The sequence below is a fragment of the Ensifer sp. LBL genome, from assembly GCF_050435225.1.
In the GTDB taxonomy this organism is placed as follows: domain Bacteria; phylum Pseudomonadota; class Alphaproteobacteria; order Rhizobiales; family Rhizobiaceae; genus Ensifer.
In genome coordinates, this window is record NZ_JBNDJY010000007.1 from 148,849 (window position 1) to 171,257 (window position 22,409).

A 22,409-nucleotide genomic window follows, 5' to 3' on the forward strand; every position below is an offset into this window, starting at 1 on the left:
TCCTATCCTATCACGTGACGGACTTCCTTTGCGATCAGGAGAACGTGCATGAAGATTGCGATTCTCGGCGGCGACGGTTTCGTCGGCTGGCCCACGGCCCTTCATTTGTCCGATGCCGGTCACGACGTTCATATCCTCGACAATCTCTCCCGCCGATGGATCGATACGGAACTGGGCGTGCAGTCGTTGACGCCGATGGATTCGATCCAGGAACGCACCCGCATCTGGCATGCCGAAACCGGCCGCCGCATCCATTTCAACCTGATCGATCTTGCCCGCGACTACGAGCTTCTGAAGAACTGGCTCGCCGAACATCGCCCTGATGCCATCGTGCATTTTGCCGAGCAGCGCGCCGCCCCCTATTCGATGAAGAGCGACCGCCACAAGAACTACACGGTCAACAACAACGTCAACGCCACGCATAATCTGCTGAATGCGCTGGTCGAACTCAGCCTCGACGCCCACCTGGTTCATCTCGGCACCATGGGCGTTTACGGCTACTCCACCATCGGTGCGGCAATCCCCGAGGGTTATCTGCCTGTCGGCATCGAAACGATGGGCGGCGAGACCGTCAGCCAGGAAATCCTCTACCCCGCCAATCCCGGCTCGATCTACCACATGACCAAGTGCCTGGATCAGCTGCTCTTCCAGTTCTATGCCAGGAACGACGGGCTTCGGATAACCGACCTGCACCAGGGCATTGTCTGGGGCACCCACACCGAGCAGACGCGCCGCCACCCGCAGCTAATCAACCGCTTCGACTATGACGGTGACTACGGCACGGTCTTGAACCGCTTCCTCATCCAGGCGGCGATCGGCTATCCGTTGACCGTGCACGGCACGGGCGGCCAGACACGCGCCTTCATCCATATCCAGGACTCGGTCCGCTGCATCGAGCTGGCACTCACGAACCCGCCGGCGCGCGGCAGCCGCGTCGAGATCTTCAACCAGATGACCGAAACCCACAGGGTGCGCGACCTCGCGGAGATGATCGCCACGATATCGGGCGCTCAGATCGCCTGGCTGCCGAACCCGCGCAAGGAAGCCGCCGAGAACGAACTCGTCGTGCACAACGAGAAATTCCTGAGCCTCGGCCTCAACCCGACGCGGCTGCAGGATGGGCTTCTTACGGAAATTGTCGATGTCGCCAAGAAATTCGCCTATCGTGTCGACAGAACGCGCGTGCCCGCCGTCTCCGCCTGGACCAAGGACATCGCGCCGCTCATCAACCACGACCCAGAGGGCAAGCGGCTGAAATCCGTTTCATGAGATCGACCGATCCTTCGGAGGGGCTCCGCCCCTCCTCGCCTCCCCAAGCCGACCATGCCTATGTGACGCTCGTCACCAATGCCGACTATGCGCTTGGCGCCCGCGCGCTGGCGCGCTCCATGAGGCTGACGGGCACGAAGGCCGATATCGTCGTGCTCCATACCGGCGGCGTTTCGCACGAGGCGCTGGCACCGCTCGCAGAATTCCAATGCCGCATGGTCGAGACCGACCTCCTGCCGCTCTCCGACGAATTCAACGCGCGTCATCAGCGCCGGAACGTGCATGAGCAGGCGCCCTTCACCAAGGGCCGCAAGCCCGACTTCCACTCGCCGCTCGACAACTTCTGCAAGCTCCGGCTCTGGCAGCTTGGCGAATACCGCCGCTGCGTCTTCATCGATGCCGACGCGATCGTTCTCAGGAATATCGACCGGCTGTTCGCCTATCCGGAATTCTCGGCCGCCCCCAATGTCTATGAAAGTCTTGCGGATTTTCACCGGCTGAATTCCGGCGTCTTCGTCGCCGAACCGTCACTGGCGACATTCGACAGAATGCTCACTCGGCTTGACGCGCCGGACGCCTTCTGGCCGCGCACCGACCAGAGCTTTCTGCAGACGTTCTTCCCGGACTGGCACGGCCTGCCGGTGACGATGAACATGCTTCAATATGTCTGGTTCAACCTGCCGGAACTCTGGGAATGGAGCGCGATCGGCGTGCTGCACTACCAGTATGAAAAGCCCTGGGAGAAGGATCATCCGCGCCGGGAGGCCCTGCAGCCGCTGATCGATCTCTGGCACGGCTATCTCACAGGAGAGGCTATTCCGGACATCGCATCGCTCGCCAACCCAGCCCGCCGATGAGCCGGGTGCTTGTCTCCGGCGGCACAGGCTTCGTCGGCCGTTTCATCGTCGAGCATCTGCTACAGGCCGGGTACGAGGTGGTGGTGGGTGGTCGCACGCGGCCCGCCGGCACCTTCGTCGGCGAACCTGTTGATTTCGTACCTCTGTCGCTCGATCCGACGAGCGATCGCGGCGCGGCCTTCGACAATGTCCAGTGTTTCATCCATGCCGCCTTCCAGCACATCCCCGGCCGATATCGCGGTGGCGAAGGCGACGACCCCGAGGGTTTTTGCCGCGCCAATCTCGATGGTTCGGTCCGCCTGTTCGAAACGGCACGGAACCAAGGCGTGGAGCGCTGCATCTTCCTGTCGAGCCGCGCGGTCTATGGAGCACACCCGGCGGGCACGGTGCTGACCGAGGGGTCGGCCTGCCATCCCGAGAGCCTCTATGGCACGCTCAAGCTTGAGGCGGAACGGCAACTGGAACTGCTCAGCACGAACGACTTCAAGACAGCGAGCCTGCGCGTCACCGGCGTCTACGGAGCGCCGGGCAATGGGGCGTCGCACAAATGGCAGGCCCTGTTCGACGACTATCTGCAGGGCCGCCCGGTTGCGCCGCGGGCCGGCACGGAAGTGCATGGCGACGATGTCGCAGCCGCCGTGCGCCTCGTGCTTGAAGCGGAAGCACGCCGCCTACCGGCTTCGGTCTTCAACGTCTCCGACATCCTCGTCGACAGCCGTACCATTCTGGAAATCGTGCGTGAAATCACCGGTTGCACGAACGACCTGCCCGAACCGGCCGCATTGGCTGATTTCAACGCGATGGACTGCAACCGCTTGCGCACGCTCGGGTGGACGCCGGGCGGGCTGCCGCGGCTGCGCGAGACGATCGAAAAGCTGCTCGGCTGAGGCCGCAGCAGAGAGCCGTTCTGTGTCGATCAAGGACTCCTTTAAGGAGTGTTAATTTACAATTTAACACCACAGGTTGATCTCGAAAATCCGCGCTATGTTGGCTGTGCGGAGCGGTTCCGCTCCGCGCAAAAGCTCAACCCTCCCGTCGATCGACGGCGCTTCGAAGGAAATCAATCATGCCTATCGAGACGTTGAATCCTGAAGTCTGGAAGCTTGTCGGCACTTTGAACGGTGAATGGAAAACAAATGGCGGCAATGATTTTGGCTGGGGTACGGTCAAGACCTCATCGCAAACCTTGACCGCAAACGCCTTGCTTTCGGTCTACAAACTGATGCGCGGCAACCAAAACCTGACGCGTGACTACTATCTCGTCGTCGGGGATGTCTATCACGGCATCCAGGGCTCGCCGTCCAACCCATCGTCCAACTGGGTGTCGGTCGGCTTTTACGCCAATCAGATGAAGCTGCGCCTCGAAACGAACTCGTCGCAGGCGCGGCTGGTAACCTTCGGGCCCAACAGCACCGTCGAGCAGGCGACGATCAGTTTCTCGATCGGCGGCGAACTCAGCGCCGAATACAGCAAGGAGGGCCCGAAGGGCGGCGCCTCGCTCAGCGCCAATGTGGGTGTCAGCTTCACCGCCTCCGAGGTTTCGTTTGCGGCGCGGCCCGCAACGCAATCGATCGAGTGGCAGGCGCGGCTGCCCCATGTCGGCTGGGTGTCGCCAGGAGTACCGGCAAATCCCGGCCGTCCCTCCTATGCCGGCTACATCTGGAATGCAGCCGCGATCATCGAGGTCCCGCAAGGCGCAACGCCCAACTTCAAAGGGCGCTTCGAGGTGGACTTCGAATTCAACTGGACGCGCGGCATTCGCAAGCGGTCGTTCACGCCCGAGATCGATCTCGTCTACCAGTCCCTTACGAGGACCGGCACCAGCGACATCGAGGTCGTTCCGCCGCTGCCGACGATTCTGGAGACCTTGCGCTCTCTGGCCTCTTCGACCGGCCGGGACGGCAAGACCGACACCTTCCTGGCGGCGCTGGAAAACTCTCGCGTGATCGATGCCCTCGGCGACAGCAATCTCGACCAGATCGTCATCGCGCCGACCAACTTGGCCGTCCAGACCTACTTCGACAAGCATCCGCAAATCGCGCTCGAGGCGGTTTCACCGGCAAACCAGGCCTGGCTCGATAGCTGGGTCGCCGAACGGATCATCAGCACACCGCCCGGCTCGGTTGAACTGGCAACGCTCAGCCCGTCGGTGAAGAGCATGAGCGAAGGGGAATGGTACCAGTGCGCCGACGGCCTGCTGTTGGTCACCGACACCTATGAGGTCGCGTCCGGCCTGCGGGGCGCACTGCGAAGCGGCGCCATCCGGGCCGCCTGATACGCCGTGACGAACGGGCGCCCTGCTCGGCTCAACAGAGCGAGCGGGCGGGAGCAAACGGACCTGGCGTCGTCTTGACGCCAGGCTCTTTCAGAGCGAGACCAGCAAGCCCGGAACTTACCGCTCAACCGAGATCGATCACCACGATCTCCGGCGGCATGCCGAAGCGAACCGGCGCAAGCGAGCAGCCGAGACCGCCGGAAACGATCAGATTGCAATCGTTCTCGGTCACATGGCCATAGGCGTAGCGCTCGCCGAAACGCGAGGGCACGACCGGCGCATAGCCGAGAAACCGCACCTGGCCGCCATGGGTATGGCCCGACAGCGTCAGCGCGACGCGCGATGGAACGCGCGGGAAGACATCCGGCTCATGCGCCATGAGGATGACCGGATCGGCATCGCTCACCTGGGCGAGCGTGCCGTCGAGGTCGTCGAGACCACCCATGTGCCTGCGCTTCCATTTTTTACCGGGCAACAGCGCCAGTTGATCTTCGAGGCCGGCGACCCAGAAACCCTGCCCGTCCTTCTCGAAGCGGGCAGCCCGGTTGCTGTAGACGTTGATGCCGACGTCCTGCAGCGCCTTGTGCCCAAAGGTCGGTCCGCCACCGTTCTTCTGCGCCGTCCTGTCTTCCCACCAGTCGTGATTGCCCATGACGGCGTGCACGCCGAGCGGTGCCTCGAGGACTGCGAGCGCCTTCGACCATTCGCTGGAATGCACATAGCTGGTGACGAAGTTCATGCCGGCCACATAGTCGCCGAGCAGCAGCGTGATATCGCCGCCAAGCGAGTTGGCCTGCCGGCAAATCGAAGCGATGCGGCTCGCCGGCATCCAGGGCTCGCAGGCGTGGATGTCGGTAAGCACGACGACGCGCAGCTTCAGCCCCGGCGTCCAGTTGGGCGGCGTCAATTTGTATCGCGTGACGTTCAGCCGGGCCAATGGTTCGACGGCAAAGGCGTAACCGCCGAGTGCAGCCATGCTGGCGATACCGCCGCCGACCAGTTTCAACAATCCCCGTCGGCTGATCATCTAGTCGTCGTCCTCTAATGTCAGGCGAAACTGGGTCGCCTCCATTTCCTTGGGGGGATTAAGGCCGATATGTTTCCAGGCATTGGCGGTCAAAATACGGCCGCGCGGTGTGCGTTGGATGAAGCCCTGCTGGATCAAATAGGGCTCGATGATGTCTTCGATGGCATCGCGCGGCTCCGAAAGGCCGGCGGCGATGGTTTCGATTCCGACGGGACCGCCGCCGAAGTTCTGCGCGATCATGAAGAGATAGCGCCGGTCGAGCTGGTCGAGGCCCATATTGTCGACGAGCAGCCGCGTCAGCGCCTCGTCGGCGAGTTCCTTGGTCACGGCTTCCGCACGCGCCACTTCGGCGAAGTCGCGCACCCGGCGCAACAGCCGGCCGGCGATGCGCGGCGTGCCGCGGGCGCGACGGGCGATCTCGCGGGCGCCGTCGTCGGTCATGCCAAGGCCCATTAGCCGGGCGCCGCGCCGGACGATCGATTCCAGTTCCTCGACCGTGTAGAAATTGAGCCGCACCGGAATGCCGAAACGGTCGCGAAGCGGCGTCGTCAGAAGGCCAAGCCGGGTGGTCGCCGCCACCAGCGTGAACTTCGACAGATCGATCTTGACCGAGCGTGCCGCCGGGCCTTCGCCGATGATGAGATCGAGCTGGAAGTCTTCCATCGCCGGGTAGAGGATTTCTTCGACCGCCGGATTGAGCCGGTGGATTTCGTCGATGAAGAGCACGTCGCGCTCTTCGAGATTGGTGAGCAGGGCTGCGAGATCGCCGGCCTTGGCGATCACAGGACCGGAGGTCGAGCGGAAATTGACGCCGAGTTCCTTGGCCATGATCTGCGCCAGCGTCGTCTTGCCGAGACCGGGCGGGCCGACGAAGAGCACATGGTCGAGCGCCTCGCCGCGGTTCTTTGCGGCCTCGATGAAGATCTTCAGGTTGGCGCGCGCTTCCGCCTGGCCGGTGAAGTCATCCAGCGTCTGCGGGCGCATGGTCGCATCGATGTCTTCACCGCGCTTTTCCGGCGTTATCAGGCGTGCGGCGTCAGTCATGCGTTCGTTCCATTCGGTCGGGCAGCTCAGCGCTGCAACCCGTCATCATGCCGGGCACGATGCGTTCTGCCTTCTGCACCCGGCCAAGGCAAGCGTTCATCGCGCCAGTTCTTTCAGGCCAAGGCGAATGAGCTTGGCGCTGTCGCCGCCTTCGCCGCCGTTCTTCAGGGCCGCTGCGACGGCATTGGCTGCCTGGTCACGCGAGTAGCCGAGGTTGGTGAGCGCCGAAACCGCATCGGAAACCGGCGCGGAGGCGACGCCTTCGCCAAGCTCCTGCTTGAGGCCGATCGACGCCGACATCTCGCCGGCAAAGGACGGCGCCTTGTTCTTCAGTTCCGTGACGATGCGCACCGCCACCTTGGGCCCGACACCGGGGGCACGCGAGACGGAGGTCTTGTCCTGCAGCGCGATCGCATTGGCCAGTTCGCCCGGCGTCAGGGTGGAAAGCACGGCAAGGGCCACCTTCGAGCCGACGCCCTGTACGCTCTGCAGCAGACGGAACCACTCCCGCTCCAACGCCGTCAGAAAGCCGAACAGCTTCAACTGGTCCTCGCGCACATAGGTCTCGATGAAGAGGATAGCCGCCTCTCCGGCAGACCCGAGCCTGGACAAGGTGCGCGCCGAGCAAAAGGCAACGTAGCCGACGCCATGCACATCGAGCACGACGTGATCCTCGGCGATCTCGTCGATGGTACCCTTCAATTTGCCGATCATGTGGCGTCTCTCGCGGTGGGCTGTGATGGTCACCGGACCATCGGAAATTATCGTCTCTACAGCGCCGCGCGTCTGACGAGACGCGCTAAGGACGCTGTAACACTTTATGACGGGCGCAACTACGCCATCAATGCGGCAAGGCGGCTCGTCACCGATTGCCGGTTGTGGGCATGGCAGATGGCGATCGCCAATGCGTCCGCCGCGTCGTTGCCCTTGAACTCGGCCTTCGGCATCAGAACCTTCAGCATCATGTGGATCTGCTGCTTCTCACCGTGGCCGACGCCGATCACCGCCTTCTTGACGGCGTTCGGCGCGTATTCGGCAACCCTCAGGCCCGCGCGTGCCGGCACCAGCATGGCGATGCCGCGCGCCTGGCCGAGCTTCAGCGTCGCCGTCGCGTCCTTGTTGACGAAGGTCTGCTCCACCGCGGCCTCATGCGGCTGATAGCCGTGCACCACCTCGGCAAGCCCGTCATGCAACTGGCAAAGTCTGGAGGCGAGATCCATGTCACCATCCGAGGTCACCGTGCCCGAGGCGACGAAACGCAGCGAATTGCCGAGCGTCTCGATGATGCCCCAGCCGGTACGGCGGAGCCCCGGATCGATACCGATGATACGAATCGTGGTCTGCATGGATTTCACCCTATGATGTCAGCCCGGACGCTGCCAGCAAAAAGTGAACAAAACAAAAACATACGCACAGTTGAGACGCGGACTCAGGTTTTCTTCGGCAGCGCCCTTGGATTGAGGAAAATTGAGCTTACATAGCCTTGCATCAATTTCTCTCAATGAAGGCCTTTGCCATGGCGACTTTCTCCGTCCTCGATCTTTCCCCGATCACTGAAGGCGGCAGCGTCGCCCAATCGCTGGAGAATTCGCGCCGACTGGCCCAGGCAGCCGAAGAGAGCGGCTACACCCGGTTTTGGCTGGCCGAGCATCACGGCATGAAGGGTATCGCCAGTGCCGCAACCTCGCTCGTGATCTCGCATGTGGCCGCCGCCACCAAGACGATCCGCGTCGGCTCCGGCGGAATCATGCTGCCGAACCACTCGCCGCTTGTCATCGCCGAGCAGTTCGGCACGCTTGCGGCCCTCTACCCCGGCCGCATCGACCTCGGCCTCGGCCGCGCGCCGGGCACCGACATGCGCACCGCCCAGGCGCTTCGCCGCAACATGGAAGCGAGCGGCAACAACTTCCCGAACGACGTCGTCGAACTGCAGGCGCTGCTCGGCCCGGTCGCCGAAGACCAGAAGATCATCGCCGTGCCGGGAGCCGACACCAACGTGCCGATCTGGCTGCTCGGCTCCAGCCATTTCAGCGCCCATCTCGCCGGCATGCTCGGCCTGCCCTTCGCGTTTGCCTCGCATTTCGCACCCGACATGCTGCTCTCGGCGCTGGAGATCTACCGCGAGCGCTTCACCCCCTCCGAGACCCTTGCCAAGCCGCAGGTGATGGTCGGCGTCATGGGGGTCGCCGCCGAAACGGACGAGGAGGCGAACTACCTCTTCACCTCCATGCAGCAATCCTTCGTGGCGCTGCGGCGCAATGCCCGCGGACAGTTCCCGCCGCCGGTCCAGTCGATGGATGGGCTGTGGAGCTATGACGAGAAGATCTTCGTCGACCATTCGATGATGTATGCGGTCGTCGGCGGGCCCGAGACGATCCGGCGCAAGATCGGGGCGTTCCTGGAACAGACGAAAGCCGACGAGCTGATCATCTCGATGCCGATCTTCGACATGGACGCGCGGCTGAATTCGCTTCGCCTCTTCGCCGACGCCCAGCGCGATCTCGCCAAGGCGGCCTGAGGCCGGCCGATCAGATCGTCCCGAAGGCGGGCGCGATCTCTTCCAGATTGGCAAAGAACCGATCCGGCCCGAGCCCTTGCAGGAAGACCGGGTCGGCATAGCCCCAGGCGACGGCCCCTGCCGCCACACCGGCCTTTCGCGCCGCCTCGATATCGCGCGCCTCGTCGCCGATCGCCAGGATGCGAGCCGCATCGAGGCCGGAGTGCCTGATCGCGCGCTTGAAGTGCTGTGCCTTGCCGAAGAGCGCGGCCCCGCATTCGAAGAGATCGACAGTCGCAGCCGCTTCGCCGAGCGCGGCACGAATACCCTCTTCCGCATTCGAACTCACGATCGCAATGCCGATGCCCGCCGCCTTCAGTTTCCAGAGAAGCTGAGCGGCGCCCGGAAACAGCCGGACGCTTGCGGCTTCCGTTGCCATGGCCCGGCGCATGAAGGTGGCGATCTGCGGCAATTTCCAAACGGGAACGCCGAGCTGCGCGATGATCTCGCGGCTGCCCATCGCCCGCAACGACTGGAACTCCTCGACCGAGAGTTCGCGGAAACCGTAGCGCCGCGCAGCCGCATTGCACGCCGTCATGAAGCTTGCCGCCGTATCGGCAAGCGTGCCGTCGAAATCGAAGATCGCGAACTGATAGGTCATCGGGCCATCCAAAGAAAAACCCGCGCCCTTTCGGACGCGGGTAGGAAATCTTCAAGCGACGGTCGCCCCAATCAGGCAGACAGCTTCGCCAGGATCTCGTCCGACACTTCGAAGTTCGAGTAGACGTTCTGGACGTCGTCGTCGTCTTCAAGGATGTCGATGAGCTTCATCAGCGACTGTGCCTTTTCTTCGTCGACCGGAACGGTGTTCTGGGCCTTCCAGATCGCCTTGACCGTTTCGGCTTCGCCGAGCGTGTCTTCGAGCGCCTTGGAGACTTCGCCGATCGCTTCGAAACCGCAGATGATCGTGTGACCGTCCTCGTCGGTGGTGACGTCGTCGGCACCAGCCTCGATTGCCGCGTCCATCACCTTGTCGGCGTCACCGACGGAGAGCTTGTAGGTGATCTCGCCGACGCGGTCGAAGGAGAAGGAAACCGAGCCGGTTTCGCCGAGCGCGCCGCCGGCCTTGGTGAAGGTCGAGCGCACGTTGGAGGCGGTGCGGTTGCGGTTGTCCGTCAAGGCTTCGACGATGACCGCGACGCCGCCCGGGCCATAACCCTCGTAGCGCACTTCTTCGTAGTTCTCCGAGTCGCCGCCGGACGCTTTCTTGACGGCGCGCTCGATGTTGTCCTTCGGCATCGACTGCGCCTTGGCGTTCTGGATCGCCAGGCGCAGGCGCGCGTTCATTGCGGGATCGGGCATGCCGGTCTTGGCGGCAACCGTGATTTCGCGCGCGAGCTTGGAAAACATTTTCGAGCGCACCGCATCCTGACGGCCCTTGCGGTGCATGATGTTCTTGAACTGTGAATGGCCAGCCATGGCACCCTCTGCATGCATTAATTTGAATGGAATGGGGCGCCTTATAGTTTTATTGCCGCTTTCCGTCCAGCCGGGGGGCGGTTTTTCAGTTGGCCGAGACCTGCGCGCGGCTGAGGAGGAAGCTGTGCCCGTCGTCACGACGACAGGAAAGACCGGTGCGTTCCGACACGCAGGAGAACGGTCCGCGCGACCAGCTTTGCCCATAGTCGAGAACGGTTCCGACCGAGCAGCAGCTCGGATCGCCGACGGCGTGATTGAGCGTGGCGGCTCCCACCCGGCCAAGTGTCGCCCTGACATAACGCGGCGCGACGATATCGCAGGCGAGTTCCGGACCGCCGTCGGCGGGCTGATAGACTGACGTGCCGCCAGCCGGCGTATAGATGCAGCCGATATTGCCCGAGGGCATCGCGAAAATCTCCTGCTCAGAAACTGGTTGGACCGCGATCTCCGGTTGGCTTTGCGGCTGTTGTCCCTCTGGGGACGGCATGCGCGGCGGCGGCACGCCACCGGCCTCGGCAAGAGTTGAAAAGGAGAGAAAGAGCGATACGCCAACCACGAGCAACTTCATCGGGCGATCCCAGGATGTTCAAACGCCCTTGAGAATATAAATCAGCGGTTTGCTTGGCAAGGAACGCAGGGATACTTTGATACTGGCGCTGTCGGCATACCGCTTGTCGTAGTCGTCGCCGAACATGTCGAGGAAAGCCTCGATCGGCGGGCCGCGGCGATGCATCGGCAGAATCAGCGACGAGCGCAGCCGGCTGACGACCCGGCTCATGCTTTCCGCCCCCATGGTCAGGCCGCCATCGACAGGCACCATCAGCACATCAAGCCGGCCGATCTGGCCATAGTGGCTGTCGTCGAGCTCATGGTGCAGATGGCCCAGATGCCCGATGCAGAGATCCGCCACCTCGAAGATGAAGATCGAGTTTCCGTCGTGCTCCATGGCGCCGCCACCGGCACGAATGTCCGTCGTCACGTTGCGGATGTAGGCGTCGCCGACCACGAGATCGTGGCGCGCCGGTTGGCCGCTATCGCTCCAGCCGTGCAGCACGGTCTTGATCGCGGGATCCGGCGTCAGCGTGTAGTGGCTCGAATGCGCCTTGTTCATGGTCGCGACCGTCGGTGGCGCCGACGGCGCATACCAGCCGCTGTAGTCGGTTGCGATCGAGACGCCGCCGGGCGTCTCGATCAGGAAGGTGGAATGGCCGAGATAGCTGATCGTCACTTCGCCGGCCGTCGTCTGCCCCTTGGTGGTGGCAGCAGGCGTGAAACTGGCGAATGTGGCCTGGGGGATCGCCTCGGCGATCGCCTGGCATTGGCTGACGGGGCGCGGCTGTTGCTGCGCATGGGCGACCGATGGCCAGAACGCGTGGATGATCCATATGGCGGCGAATGTGTAGACAAAGTACCGGAGCATCAGCCTTCACCTCTCTCACTTGCCGCCCGACCTCGGGCCCTGGGGGCACGCGGCAGGCAGGTATTGAACAGCGAATGGAAGCCTTTGCCTTCGCTCGACCGAACGGTGGCGTCACGGGGCCGGGAGAGAATTGTTCAAGGGCCCGGCCACGTCCAGTTACAAACGGCAGGCGGTGCTCACGTTTACGTCACCGGTCCCGCGGACGATCAAGAAACTATAACCTCTTCCAAGCCAAATGCCCCGGCATTGCTACCGGGGCATTTGTCCGATTGTCGAGAGGCCTGCGTTACTCGGCCGGGTGCGGCGCCGGCTCGCTCACCGCCACCTTGCGTCGCCGGAACGACCGGAGCGCGACGTAGAACACCGGCGTCAGGAACAGGCCGAGGAACGTTACCCCGAGCATGCCCGAGAAAACCGCGGTACCCAGCGACTGGCGCATTTCGGCGCCCGGGCCGGTCGCGATCATCAGCGGCACAACGCCGAGGATGAAGGCGAAGGCGGTCATCAGGATCGGGCGCAGGCGCAGCTGGCTCGCTTCCACCGCCGCCTCGATCGGCGTCTTGCCCTCGTCCTCACCCTGCCGCGCGAACTCGACGATCAGGATCGCGTTCTTGGCCGCAAGGCCGATCAGCACGATGAGCCCGATCTGGGTCAGCACGTTGTTGTCGAGCCCGCGGATGAACACGCCGACCAGCGCCGAGAGCACGCCGAGCGGCACGATTAGAATGATCGCCAGCGGCAGGACCCAGCTTTCGTACTGGGCCGAAAGCGCCAGGAACACGAAGACGACCGACAGTGCGAAGATGAACACCGCGGTGTTGCCAGTCTGGCGTTCCTGGTAGGCGAGTTCCGTCCACTCGAAGGTCGTGCCCTGCGGCAGGATCTGGGCGGCGAGCGCCTCCATCTTGTCGAGAGCCGTACCCGTCGAGACACCGACCGCGGGGTTACCCTGGATCGGCACCGAGACGTACATGTTGTAGCGCTGCACCAGCGTCGGACCGGCCGTGTCCTGGATCTCGACGAGTGTTCCCATCGGCACCAGCGCACCGGTGGCCGAGCGCACCTTCAGCGCCAGGATGTTGTCACGCTCGACTCGGTACTGCTGGTCGGCCTGCGCCCGCACCTGGTAGACGCGGCCGAAGGCGTTGAAGTCGTTGACGTAGGACGTACCGAGGTTGATCGACAGCGCTTCGAAGATGTTGGGGATCGGCACGTTGAGCGTGCGTGCCTTGTCGCGGTCGATCGCCAGGAAGTATTGCGGACTGGAGGCCGAGAAGGTGGTGAAGACCCCGGTCAACCCTTCCGTCTGGTTGGCAGCACCCATCATCTGGTAGGCAAGCCCGAGCGCGCGACGCATGTCGGAGCTCTGCCGGTCCATGATCTGCATCTTGAAGCCGCCGGAGTTGCCAATGCCGCGCACCGATGGCGGCGGCACGGCGATGATGAAGGCCTCCTGAATGCTCTGCAGGCTGCCATAGAGCTGACCGATGATCTGGTTGGCGCCCTGCCCGTGCTTCAGCCGCTCTTCGAAACTTTCGAAGGAGGCAAAGACCACGCCCGAATTGGACGCGTTGGTAAAGGTCGCGCCGTTGAAGCCGGCAAAGGCAACGGCGCTCTTCACGCCCGGCACGTCCTGGATGATCTTCGAGGCACGCTTGACAACGGCGTCCGTCCGGTCGAGCGAGGCGCCGTCGGGCAACTGGATGACGACGATCGCATAGCCCTGATCCATCGTCGGCACGAAGCCGCGCGGAACGATCTGCGCCATGTACCAGGTGGCCCCGAGCAGGCCGATGAAAACGAGAAGGGCCGCGGCAAGCGCCACCTTCGTCGACACGAGCTTGCGTACGACCCATGCATAGCCCGACGCCATCCGGTCGAAACCGTTGTTGAAGCCGTTCGCCAAAGCCTTGCCGAAGCGTGTCAGCGGATTGCGGCTTTCATGATGGCCGTTCTCATGCGGCTTCAACAGGATCGCCGCCAGCGCCGGTGACAGGGTCAACGAGTTGAAGGCGGAAATCACCGTTGCGACCGAGATCGTCACGGCGAACTGCAGATAGAACTGGCCGGCGATGCCGGGGATGAAGGCCGTCGGCACGAAGACCGCGGTCAACACCAGCGAGATCGCGATGACGGCCGCCCCCACCTCGTCCATGGTCACATGCGAGGCCTCGCGCGGGGTCATGCCGCGCGCGAGATTTCGTTCGACGTTCTCGACCACCACGATCGCATCGTCGACGACGATACCGATCGCCAGCACCAGGCCGAACAGCGTCAGCATGTTCAGCGAGAAGCCGAAGGCATAGAGGAAGGCGAAAGTGCCGACGAGTGACACGGGGATCGCGACGATCGGGATGATCGCCGTGCGCCACGATTGCAGGAAGACGAGAACGACGATGGCAACGAGAATGGCTGCCTCGGCGATCGTCTTGTAGACCTCGTTGATCGATTCCGAGATGAACTCTGTCGGGTTGTAGACGATGCGGTATTCGAGCCCGTCGGGGAAGTCCTTGGAAACGTCGGTCATCACCTTCTGGATCTGCTCGGCGGCGTCGAGCGCATTGGTGCCCGGCCGCGAGAAGATGCCGAGCGCCACCGCCGGGCTACCGTCGAGATAGCTGTTGTTGACGTATTCGCGGGCGCCGAGCTCGACGCGGGCGACGTCCTGCAGCTGCACGAGACGGCCGCTTTCCGTCGCCTTGACGATGACGTAGCGGAACTGCCGCGCGTCGCTGAAGCGGCCGTCCGTCGTGACCGTGTACTGGAACGCGCTGTCGCCCGGCGCCGGCGGGCCGCCGATCGAGCCGCCGGAGACCTGCACGTTCTGCTCGCGCAAAGCCTGCACCACGTCACCGGCCGTCATGCCGTAGGCCGACAGCTTCTCCGGATCGAGCCAGACACGCAGCGCATATTCGCGCTCGCCGAACAGGATGACGTCGCCGACGCCGTCGAGCCGGACGAGCAGGTCGCGAATGCGGGTGCGCGCGTAGTTCGAGACGTAGAGCTGGTCATAGCGTTCGGTCGGCGACAGGAGATGCACGACCATCATCAGGTCGGGCGAACTCTTGGCCGTGGTGATGCCGATCCGCCGGACTTCTTCCGGCAGCCGGGGCTCCGCGATCGATACGCGGTTCTGCACCAGCACCTGCGCCTGGTCGAGGTCGGTGCCGAGCTTGAAGGTGATCGTCAGCGCCATCGAACCGTCGGCGGTCGAATAGGAGGACATGTAGAGCATGTTCTCGACGCCGTTGATTTCCTGTTCGAGCGGCGTCGCGACGGTGTTGGCAACGGTATCGGCGTCGGCGCCCGGATAGGCGGCGCGAACGACGATGGTCGGCGGCGCGATTTCCGGATACTGCGCTACGGGAAGCTGAAAATAGGCAATGCTGCCGACGATCAGAAGCACGATCGACAGCACCGACGCAAAGATCGGTCGGTCGACGAAGAAGTGAGCAAACCTCATTGAGCCGCCCCCACCGCTTGCGCTTCAGGAGGAAGCTGGACCGTCTCCGGCTTCACCTTGGTGCCGGGGCGTGCCCGCATCAGGCCGTTGACGACGATGGTCTCGTCGCCGGTCATGCCGGAGCGGATGACGCGGTAGCCATGCAGCTTCGGACCGAGACGGACGGGCTTGGTCACCACTGTTCCATCTCCGGTCACCTCGTAGACGATGCGCTCGTTCTGGTCGGCGCCGATCGCCTCGTCCGGAATGAGAACGGCCTTGTAGGTGTTCGAGCCTTCGATCTGGACACGGCCGAAGAGGCCTGGCTGCAGCACGAGGCTCGGGTTATCGAGACGGGCGCGCACGCGCATCGTGCCGCTCTGCGGATCGACGCGGTTTTCGGCGAAGTCGAGCTTGCCCTTGAACGGCTCCTCTTGCGAGTCGGCGATGGTGACCAGCACTTCGAGCGAGCCGCCGCCTTCCTGCAGCGCGCTGCCGCGCTCGCGCGCGACCCGGGCATAGGATAGCAGCCGCCGTTCGTCGACGTCGAAGTAGAAATCGATCGGGTCGAGCGACACGATCGTCGTCAGCACTGTCTGGTCAGCCTGAACGAGATTGCCCGTCGACAGCAGGCGCCGATCGACGCGGCCGCTGAGCGGCGCGGTGATGGTGGTGTAGTCAAGGTCGAGCTTGGCGCGCTCGACCGCCGCTTCCGCGCCGCGCACAAGCGCCTGCGCCGACAGGAGTTCGCGGCGGTGATCGTCGAGCGTCGAGACCGAAAGCGTGCCGGTGCCCGTCAGCGATTGCGTCCGCTTGAACTGGGCTTCGGCGAATTCCAGCGAGGAGCGCGCCGATTCCAGCGTCGATTCGGCCTGGGAGAGGGCCGTGCGATAGGGGCGCTGGTCGATGACGAAGAGCTTGTCGCCCTTCTTCACCAGGGCACCATCGGTGAAATTGACCTCGTCGAGATAGCCGCCGATGCGGGCGCGAACCTGCACCTCGTCGACGGGCTCGAAACGGCCGATGAACTCGTCGCTATCGATGACGTCCCGCACGACCGGCTTGGCGACGGTCACGACGGGCAATTGCGCGTCCTGCGCCTGGGCACCGATTGCGGATAGAAGGGAAAGAGAAGCGCCGACGATCATCGGCAAATGCCACTGAGACAACATGCATGCCCTCCGAATGCACTTGGATCACGAGGGGCAGCCAATCGACCAAACCACCGCAATCGCTTTGAATATTCAGAGCGGGGCCTGTGCGCAAAACAGCCGCATTACCCGTCCCGCTCCGCACAAATCCTCGGATCGGCAGCGATCCGAGAGGCAAAGTCACACAAGCAATCAAATGATACAGCGGCCTTGCGCCCTTCGGCCCGCGAACGCTGTCAGGTCAAAACCGCCCGCAGCGGGCATCAGCCCGAAACGCGGCGACAACAGCACATGCCCGCAATCCAGGACTGCGGACACCATTCATTCTGCAAAAACCCACGAATACATCACGCCCCGGCCCGGCGTGATTTCGCGATAACCTGCCATCATTTGATGGGGTTGTCACCTTGAAAAAAATCAATTCCGATAAGGCGATACGGGACAACCAAAGGTGCCCGCGCGCAGCTTTGCACTGCACCTCAGGACGCCGCCTGCCCTGGCCTTAAGACCAGAAATCCGGAATCGTTTCCGCCAGTCTCGGCCCAAGCCGCAGCGGCGCGATCTTCTCGGCAAGCCCGGTGCGATCGGAAATCTCGACCCCGAGGCCGCAGATGGTGGCCGGCCCCGACGCCGCCTCGAAACGCCCCTTCGGCATCTTCGAGATGAAGCGGTTGAGCGGCTCCTCCTTGTCCATGCCGAGCGAGGAATCGTAGTCGCCGCACATGCCGGCATCGCTCATATAGGCGGTGCCGCCGTTGAGGATCTGGTGATCGGCGGTCGGCACGTGCGTATGCGTGCCAACGACCAGGCTGGCGCGTCCGTCGACGAAGTGGCCGAAGCACTGCTTTTCGCTGGTCGCCTCCGCATGAAAGTCGAAGACGATCGCATCCGCCTGCTCGCCGAGCGGGCAGGCATCGAGGATCGCCTCGGCCGACTTGAAGGGGTCATCGAGTTCGGGATGCATGAAGACGCGGCCCATGACGTTGGCGACCAGCACGCGCGCGCCGTTGCGGGCAAAGAACAGGTTGGAGCCGCGGCCGGGCGTGCCGGCCGGATAGTTGGCCGGGCGCAGGAACTGGTCGTGCCGCTCGCAGAAGACCACCGCTTCCTTCTGGTCCCAGACGTGGTTGCCTGTCGTCACCACGTCGGCGCCGGCGTTGATCGTCTCGAGGAAGATGTCTTCGGTGATGCCGAAGCCGCCGGCGGCGTTTTCGCCGTTGACGATGACGAAGTCGAGCTTGAGGTCGCCGATCAGTCCCGGAAGCCGCTCCCAGACCGCCGTACGGCCCGTCTTGCCCACCATATCTCCCAGAAACAGAAGCCTCATGCTCGCTCAAATCCTACCAGGGCAGCTCCGGCGGAAGCGCGTCAGCGGTAGTTGCGGCCGGACCTGCGTAAAACAAAGAGGTAGAGCGTCTACACGATCCTGGCCCCACAGGAAACGCCCAAGATCGATTCCGCCGGATTCGCGAACCGATCGTCGGCCGCGGCCTGCACGATTTCAAGGCGCTCAGCCGTTCCTCGGCTACGTCATCGATTAGAAATGCCGGAACCCGCTCTCGGTGAGCACGGCATCCAGCGCCACATCATGCGGTTCGGCCGGCACGGTGGCCACTTCCTGGCAGTCGAAGGCGATGCCGATCAGCTTCGGCAGGTGCCCCTTGTTGCGCAACCGGTCGATCGCCCGGTCATAGTAGCCGGCGCCGTAGCCGATCCGGTGACCGGTCGCGTCGAAGGCCGAAAGCGGCACGAGCATGATATCCGGGTCGAGCACCGGTGCATCCGGGCCAGGCCCGGTGGTGCCGAAGCCGGTGGCGATGATGTCGACACCATCGAGCAGCTCGCGAAAGACGATTGTCTGCTTGTCCATGATCACGGGCAGGCAGAGCCGGGCCCCGCGGCTTTTCAGCCGCGCCATCAGCGGCCGGATATCGACCTCGGAGCGGATCGGCCAGAAGCCGGAAACGATGTGACCGGGATCGAGCGCAATGACGTCGCCCGCATGGTCGGCCATGGTCAGGCTCGCCTCGATCCGTATCTCCGCGGGCATCGCATCGCGCAATGCCAGCCGCTCGTTGCGCAGCGCCGCCTTCAAGTCTTTCGGTGACATCGTGCCCTCTCCTGCCTCATGCCATCGTCGCGGACGAATTTTCTTCCCGAAATGGCACAACCCGTCACTTTCTCGCCGATTCCCGGCTCAATCACCAGCCTATACACCCGATGTCACCCAGGCATAGCCACCCGCTTCGCCGCTTTTGCCGCGGTTTGCGACAGCAGGGCCAGCGTCTTCCCGGTTCGGCACAGCATTAGCGTTCCGTTCATCATGGACGACGGTTCCGCTTTCGCGCATCGGCAACCGCATGCAAATAAAGACGCGATTTCAAATAATTAGCAGGAACTAATGCCCGCGTTCGATGTATGGACGCGCTCCTGCAGGCAGCAGTGGAAAAGCCGACGTCCATGAAGGACCAGATGAAAGAACTCGAACCGTTGGAACTGCGTTGCCTGACGCTCGCCGCCCGCGGCCGCACGCGCCAGGACATGATGCGCGAAACCGATATTCCCCTCGACCGGATCGACCGGGCGCTGGAAGACGCCATGCGCAAGCTGCAGGCCGGCAACCTGGCTGAAGCGGTCTTTCGTGCCGCAAGGCTCGATCTCATCTCGTAAGGATTGGCGCGGGGACTGCCTAGAGCATCCAGTGCGACCGATAGACCGCCTGCTCCAACATCCGCTCTCGCGGCCGAAGGTCGAAGTCGACTGCCGGGATCCCGGCGTCGCGCAGCAGCAGCGGCCTGTCCGCCGGCACCTCGGCGGGCGCCTCGACAAGCAGCAAATCGGCGGCCCATTGCCTTGCCCTGCGTCGGGCGGCAGCGAATGTGTCGGAAAAGACGAGAACGGCAAGCACGCTCATGGCAGGGACTCGGGCGTAGGATGATCTGACAGAACGATCTTCGTCCTCGCATTGACATCTGACAAACGAATTGCAAGCATGACTGTCATCAGAAATTCTGATGGTTGACGCCATGCCCCTTCCCCTTGATAGCGATCTGCTCAGAACCTTTCTCGCGGTCGTCGATACCAGCAGTGTCACGCGCGCCGCAGACATTGTCGGGCGCACCCAGTCGGCCGTCAGCATGCAGATCCGGAAGCTCGAGGATGTGCTCGGCGACGCCCTGTTCGAGCGCCATTCGCGCGGTGTGGTGCTGACACCGCAAGGACTGCGGCTCGTCGACAATGCCAGGCGCATCGTCACCCTGCTCGACGACACCGCCGCCGCGCTGCGTCAGCCGGCACTCGACGGTGCGGTCCGGATCGGGCTGCCCGAGGAATACATCAACTCGACCCTGCCGAAGGCGCTCGGCAGTTTCGCGGCCATCCACCCGGGCGTCGAAGTGACCGTGCAGCAGGGCGCCTCGATGACCAATGTCGCGGCGCTGGAGGCGGGAGAGATCGACCTTGCCGTCGTCTTCGAGCCCGGCGGAAAGACGAGGAACGAGGTGCTGATGATGGATCCGACCGTCTGGGTGACGTCGGAGCAGCACCGGACCGACGAACGCCGTCCCGTACCGATCGCGACATATACCTATCTCGAAGGCGGCTGGTGCGACGACCTTGCCCAGCGCAATTTGAGGAAATGCCGCATCGATAACCGCGTCGCCTATGTCAGCCGCACCAGCGGTGGCCTGATGGCGGCGGTAGTGTCCGGCCTTGCCATCGCGCCGCTCGCCCGCAGCAGCATCCCGTCCGGCTGCCGCGAACTGACCGCGGATGACGGCTACACCGTGATCGACCACTCAAATGTCGTGCTGCGGATTTCAAAGGCCGGGAACGGCAAGGACCGGATCGTCGAGGCCATGGCCGACGCCATCCGCCGGGCCTTTGCCGGGGATTGAGCGATTTTCTGGCGATGCGGTACTTTTGCGTGCATCATGCCGCCAGCACGACCACACAGAGAGTTCCAAACTTGTGTATAGTCAGGCCGAGAATCGATTCCCTTACACACTTCTCGGCGGGCCGGAGAATGAATTTAGTTGTCGATGCGCGCTTAAAAGAAATAACCTTTACTGGTGGACTTAAGATCGGACTGAATGGGAATGCCATCTTGGCGATCATTGGTCCCAATAATTCTGGAAAGAGTACTGCGTTAAAAGAAATAAAAGCACGGATGTCTGCCGAGCCACCTCATACAAAGATAATTTCTTCTGTAAGCTTGCTTAGAAAGTCCACGACGAGCGAGATTGTCAATCAATTATCTCCCTTCGCGGACAATAACGGCATCATAAGCGTTCCAGGAAACTCATTCCATTTAAGCCACATTCAAATGTGGGAATACACAGGTGGAATCGGCGCTTTTTTAACTCGTTTACTCGTCTCAGAACTGGATACAAGGACACGCCTTTCTGACTGCGATCCTGTCGCTGCTATCGACACCAGAGCAAAACTTAACCCCGAACATCCGTTCCAGCGAATGTATGCAGACGACGGGCTTGAGTTTGCTGTCTCCAGTGTGTTTCGACGTGCCTTTAGGATGGACTTGGTGATCCACCGCATGTCCGGTTCCGTCATCCCGGCTTATGTCGGCCAGAGGCCAAAACCCAAAAGAGGTGAAGATAGGCAGTCACGATCTTACGTCGACAGGGTCGAACAGTTAGACAAATTGGAGGAACAAGGAGATGGGATGAGGAGTTTTGCTTCTGTCGTGGGGAGAGTAATCACCGAAAACAGACCAATCCGCCTCATCGACGAGCCTGAAGCGTTCCTTCACCCCCCCCAAGCAAAAATTCTCGCAAATGCCATAGGGGCACAGGGACCAACGTTTCAAACGGTTATAGCAACACATAGCAGCGACGTCATCCAGGGCCTCTTGGGTGATAGCCAAGCAAGAGTGTCGGTTGTCAGGCTAATGAGAACACAGAACGGATCTGGCGCCACACTCCTAAGCACGGACGATGTCTCAAGGTTTTGGAATGACCCAATACTCCGGTTTAGCAAAGTACTCGATGGCCTTTTTCACGACGGAGTAATTGTAACGGAGGCTGACGCGGATTGCCGCTTTTACGAAGGACTTGCGAACAAGTCACTATCTGAAGCTCAACTGCTCGATGTCCACTATGCGTATGCTGGCGGAAAGGACCGCGTTCCGGTCTTAGTATCTGCCCTCTCCGCCGTCGAAGTACCCGTCGCAAGTGTTCTGGATTTCGACGTTCTGAACAATGAGCAACCACTCAAACGCATCATTGAAGCGCACAAGGGTGATTGGTCGAAATTTGAACCCGATTGGCTTGCCGTCAAGAAAGCAGTGGAGAGCAACGACGCCTACCTGAGCGGAGACAACTATCGCTTGGAGGTCCAAAAACAACTCGAATCATATCCAAAGGGCTCTGCCGTTCCCAGGGGTACCTTGTCTGCGATCAAGAAGCTGAGCCGGAATGCTTCGCCTTGGGATAATGTCAAAGACGCAGGCGTGACTATCGTGCCTAAAGGCACCCCCTACAGTTCTGCGATGCGCTTACTAAGCAATCTCCGCGAGATCGGGGTATTTGTCGCGCCGAATGGCGAGATGGAGGGTTTTTGCCGTTCCATTGGTATGCACGGTATGAAGTGGGTAGAAGAAGTGATGAAAAGAGACCTAGCTAACGACACTGAGCTAGCTGAAGCGCGAACTTTCGTAGCGCAAGTCTTTGCATACTTACAACGGAAGGCTCTCTAACTCGAGGTTGTCGATAGAAGAAGAACTAGCTAAGCGAGGAAGAAAGTGCGATCCACACAACCGATGGATAGTTTACGATCCCGGGTGCCTACAAAGTAGGTGGGCGCCATGTGTCCGGACCCACGAGCCCGGCCAGGGACGGCTCCCTAGAGATCGAGTATGGCCCCGGGGATTGTGGTTCCTGTCGGGAAGCGCAGACCGCATTCAATATATAAAGTGTCTGGGTGCTCCGCGC

21 protein-coding genes and 1 other RNA gene are annotated in these 22,409 nt (G+C 62.3%); 8 read left to right on the forward strand and 14 right to left on the reverse strand.

Annotation, left to right across the window (positions count from 1 at the left end; all coding sequences use genetic code 11):
* The first annotated feature begins 48 nt into the window (after positions 1-48).
* From OKW20_RS25900 to OKW20_RS25915, 4 genes are all read left to right on the forward strand, one after another.
* Positions 49-1,269 (forward strand): NAD-dependent epimerase/dehydratase family protein, encoded by a 1,221-nt coding sequence (locus OKW20_RS25900; protein ID WP_043624110.1) that lies wholly within the window; start codon positions 49-51, stop codon positions 1,267-1,269.
* On the forward strand, positions 1,266-2,126 hold the full coding sequence (locus OKW20_RS25905; RefSeq protein ID WP_043624107.1) for a glycosyltransferase: 861 nt from the start codon (positions 1,266-1,268) through the stop codon (positions 2,124-2,126). The genes OKW20_RS25900 and OKW20_RS25905 overlap by 4 nt, the downstream gene beginning before the upstream one ends.
* Positions 2,123-3,013 carry an NAD-dependent epimerase/dehydratase family protein gene (locus OKW20_RS25910; RefSeq protein WP_429176777.1) on the forward strand — a complete coding sequence of 297 codons (891 nt, stop codon included), beginning with the start codon at positions 2,123-2,125 and terminating at the stop codon, positions 3,011-3,013. The genes OKW20_RS25905 and OKW20_RS25910 overlap by 4 nt, the downstream gene beginning before the upstream one ends.
* Positions 3,014-3,192: 179 nt before the next feature.
* On the forward strand, positions 3,193-4,401 hold the full coding sequence (locus tag OKW20_RS25915) for a hypothetical protein (RefSeq protein WP_043624101.1): 1,209 nt from the start codon (positions 3,193-3,195) through the stop codon (positions 4,399-4,401).
* 124 nt (positions 4,402-4,525) lie between these two features.
* Here the strand turns inward: OKW20_RS25915 and OKW20_RS25920 are convergent, their stop codons facing one another.
* From OKW20_RS25920 to ruvC, 4 genes are all read right to left on the reverse strand, one after another.
* The gene (locus OKW20_RS25920) at positions 4,526-5,428 is read right to left on the reverse strand and encodes a metallophosphoesterase (protein WP_429176780.1); all 903 of its coding nucleotides are present in this window, start codon (positions 5,426-5,428) and stop codon (positions 4,526-4,528) included.
* Positions 5,429-6,472: a Holliday junction branch migration DNA helicase RuvB gene (gene ruvB / locus OKW20_RS25925; RefSeq protein WP_192450698.1), complete on the reverse strand. Its 1,044-nt coding sequence runs from the start codon at positions 6,470-6,472 to the stop codon at positions 5,429-5,431.
* Positions 6,473-6,568: 96 nt separating this feature from the next.
* Complete coding sequence (gene ruvA, locus OKW20_RS25930; RefSeq protein ID WP_043625531.1) at positions 6,569-7,186, reverse strand: Holliday junction branch migration protein RuvA; 618 nt, start codon at positions 7,184-7,186, stop codon at positions 6,569-6,571.
* Between the two features lie 119 nt (positions 7,187-7,305).
* A complete protein-coding gene (gene ruvC, locus OKW20_RS25935) occupies positions 7,306-7,818 on the reverse strand; it encodes a crossover junction endodeoxyribonuclease RuvC (RefSeq protein WP_043625534.1) in 513 nt (170 codons plus the stop codon).
* Positions 7,819-7,988: 170 nt separating this feature from the next.
* Between ruvC and OKW20_RS25940 the strand changes: the two genes are divergently transcribed.
* On the forward strand, positions 7,989-8,990 hold the full coding sequence (locus tag OKW20_RS25940) for an LLM class flavin-dependent oxidoreductase (RefSeq protein WP_429176783.1): 1,002 nt from the start codon (positions 7,989-7,991) through the stop codon (positions 8,988-8,990).
* Between the two features lie 10 nt (positions 8,991-9,000).
* Here the strand turns inward: OKW20_RS25940 and OKW20_RS25945 are convergent, their stop codons facing one another.
* From OKW20_RS25945 to OKW20_RS25980, 8 genes are all read right to left on the reverse strand, one after another.
* On the reverse strand, positions 9,001-9,630 hold the full coding sequence (locus OKW20_RS25945) for an HAD hydrolase-like protein (RefSeq protein ID WP_429176786.1): 630 nt from the start codon (positions 9,628-9,630) through the stop codon (positions 9,001-9,003).
* Between the two features lie 71 nt (positions 9,631-9,701).
* Positions 9,702-10,448: a YebC/PmpR family DNA-binding transcriptional regulator gene (locus tag OKW20_RS25950; protein ID WP_429114673.1), complete on the reverse strand. Its 747-nt coding sequence runs from the start codon at positions 10,446-10,448 to the stop codon at positions 9,702-9,704.
* 85 nt (positions 10,449-10,533) lie between these two features.
* Positions 10,534-11,016: a hypothetical protein gene (locus tag OKW20_RS25955; protein WP_245281752.1), complete on the reverse strand. Its 483-nt coding sequence runs from the start codon at positions 11,014-11,016 to the stop codon at positions 10,534-10,536.
* An 18-nt stretch (positions 11,017-11,034) separates the two neighbouring features.
* Positions 11,035-11,871 carry an MBL fold metallo-hydrolase gene (locus OKW20_RS25960; protein ID WP_429177121.1) on the reverse strand — a complete coding sequence of 279 codons (837 nt, stop codon included), beginning with the start codon at positions 11,869-11,871 and terminating at the stop codon, positions 11,035-11,037.
* A gap of 283 nt (positions 11,872-12,154) precedes the next feature.
* Entirely contained in the window at positions 12,155-15,331 is a 3,177-nt protein-coding gene (locus tag OKW20_RS25965; RefSeq protein ID WP_429176789.1) for an efflux RND transporter permease subunit, read from the reverse strand.
* Positions 15,328-16,482, reverse strand: coding sequence for an efflux RND transporter periplasmic adaptor subunit (locus OKW20_RS25970; RefSeq protein ID WP_043625548.1), 1,155 nt, complete (start codon positions 16,480-16,482; stop codon positions 15,328-15,330). Before OKW20_RS25970 ends, OKW20_RS25965 begins: the two co-directional genes overlap by 4 nt.
* Positions 16,483-16,963: 481 nt before the next feature.
* Entirely contained in the window at positions 16,964-17,788 is an 825-nt protein-coding gene (locus OKW20_RS25975; RefSeq protein ID WP_034806196.1) for a TIGR00282 family metallophosphoesterase, read from the reverse strand.
* Positions 17,789-17,998: 210 nt separating this feature from the next.
* Positions 17,999-18,571, reverse strand: a complete 573-nt coding sequence (locus OKW20_RS25980; protein ID WP_043625555.1) for a 5-formyltetrahydrofolate cyclo-ligase — start codon at positions 18,569-18,571, stop codon at positions 17,999-18,001.
* A gap of 362 nt (positions 18,572-18,933) precedes the next feature.
* Here OKW20_RS25980 and OKW20_RS25985 point away from each other — a divergent pair, with 362 nt between their 5' ends.
* Positions 18,934-19,131: a transcriptional regulator gene (locus OKW20_RS25985; protein ID WP_234798710.1), complete on the forward strand. Its 198-nt coding sequence runs from the start codon at positions 18,934-18,936 to the stop codon at positions 19,129-19,131.
* Between the two features lie 19 nt (positions 19,132-19,150).
* On the opposite strand, the gene OKW20_RS25990 is transcribed toward OKW20_RS25985, so the two are convergent.
* Positions 19,151-19,375 (reverse strand): hypothetical protein, encoded by a 225-nt coding sequence (locus OKW20_RS25990; protein ID WP_429176792.1) that lies wholly within the window; start codon positions 19,373-19,375, stop codon positions 19,151-19,153.
* 112 nt (positions 19,376-19,487) lie between these two features.
* Here OKW20_RS25990 and OKW20_RS25995 point away from each other — a divergent pair, with 112 nt between their 5' ends.
* Both OKW20_RS25995 and OKW20_RS26000 read left to right on the forward strand, forming a co-directional pair.
* On the forward strand, positions 19,488-20,357 hold the full coding sequence (locus tag OKW20_RS25995) for a LysR family transcriptional regulator (protein WP_192450706.1): 870 nt from the start codon (positions 19,488-19,490) through the stop codon (positions 20,355-20,357).
* A gap of 128 nt (positions 20,358-20,485) precedes the next feature.
* On the forward strand, positions 20,486-22,174 hold the full coding sequence (locus OKW20_RS26000) for an ATP-dependent nuclease (protein WP_429176795.1): 1,689 nt from the start codon (positions 20,486-20,488) through the stop codon (positions 22,172-22,174).
* A gap of 45 nt (positions 22,175-22,219) precedes the next feature.
* Here the strand turns inward: OKW20_RS26000 and ssrS are convergent.
* Positions 22,220-22,377: non-coding RNA, 6S RNA (gene ssrS, locus OKW20_RS26005), on the reverse strand.
* Positions 22,378-22,409 lie beyond the last annotated feature (32 nt).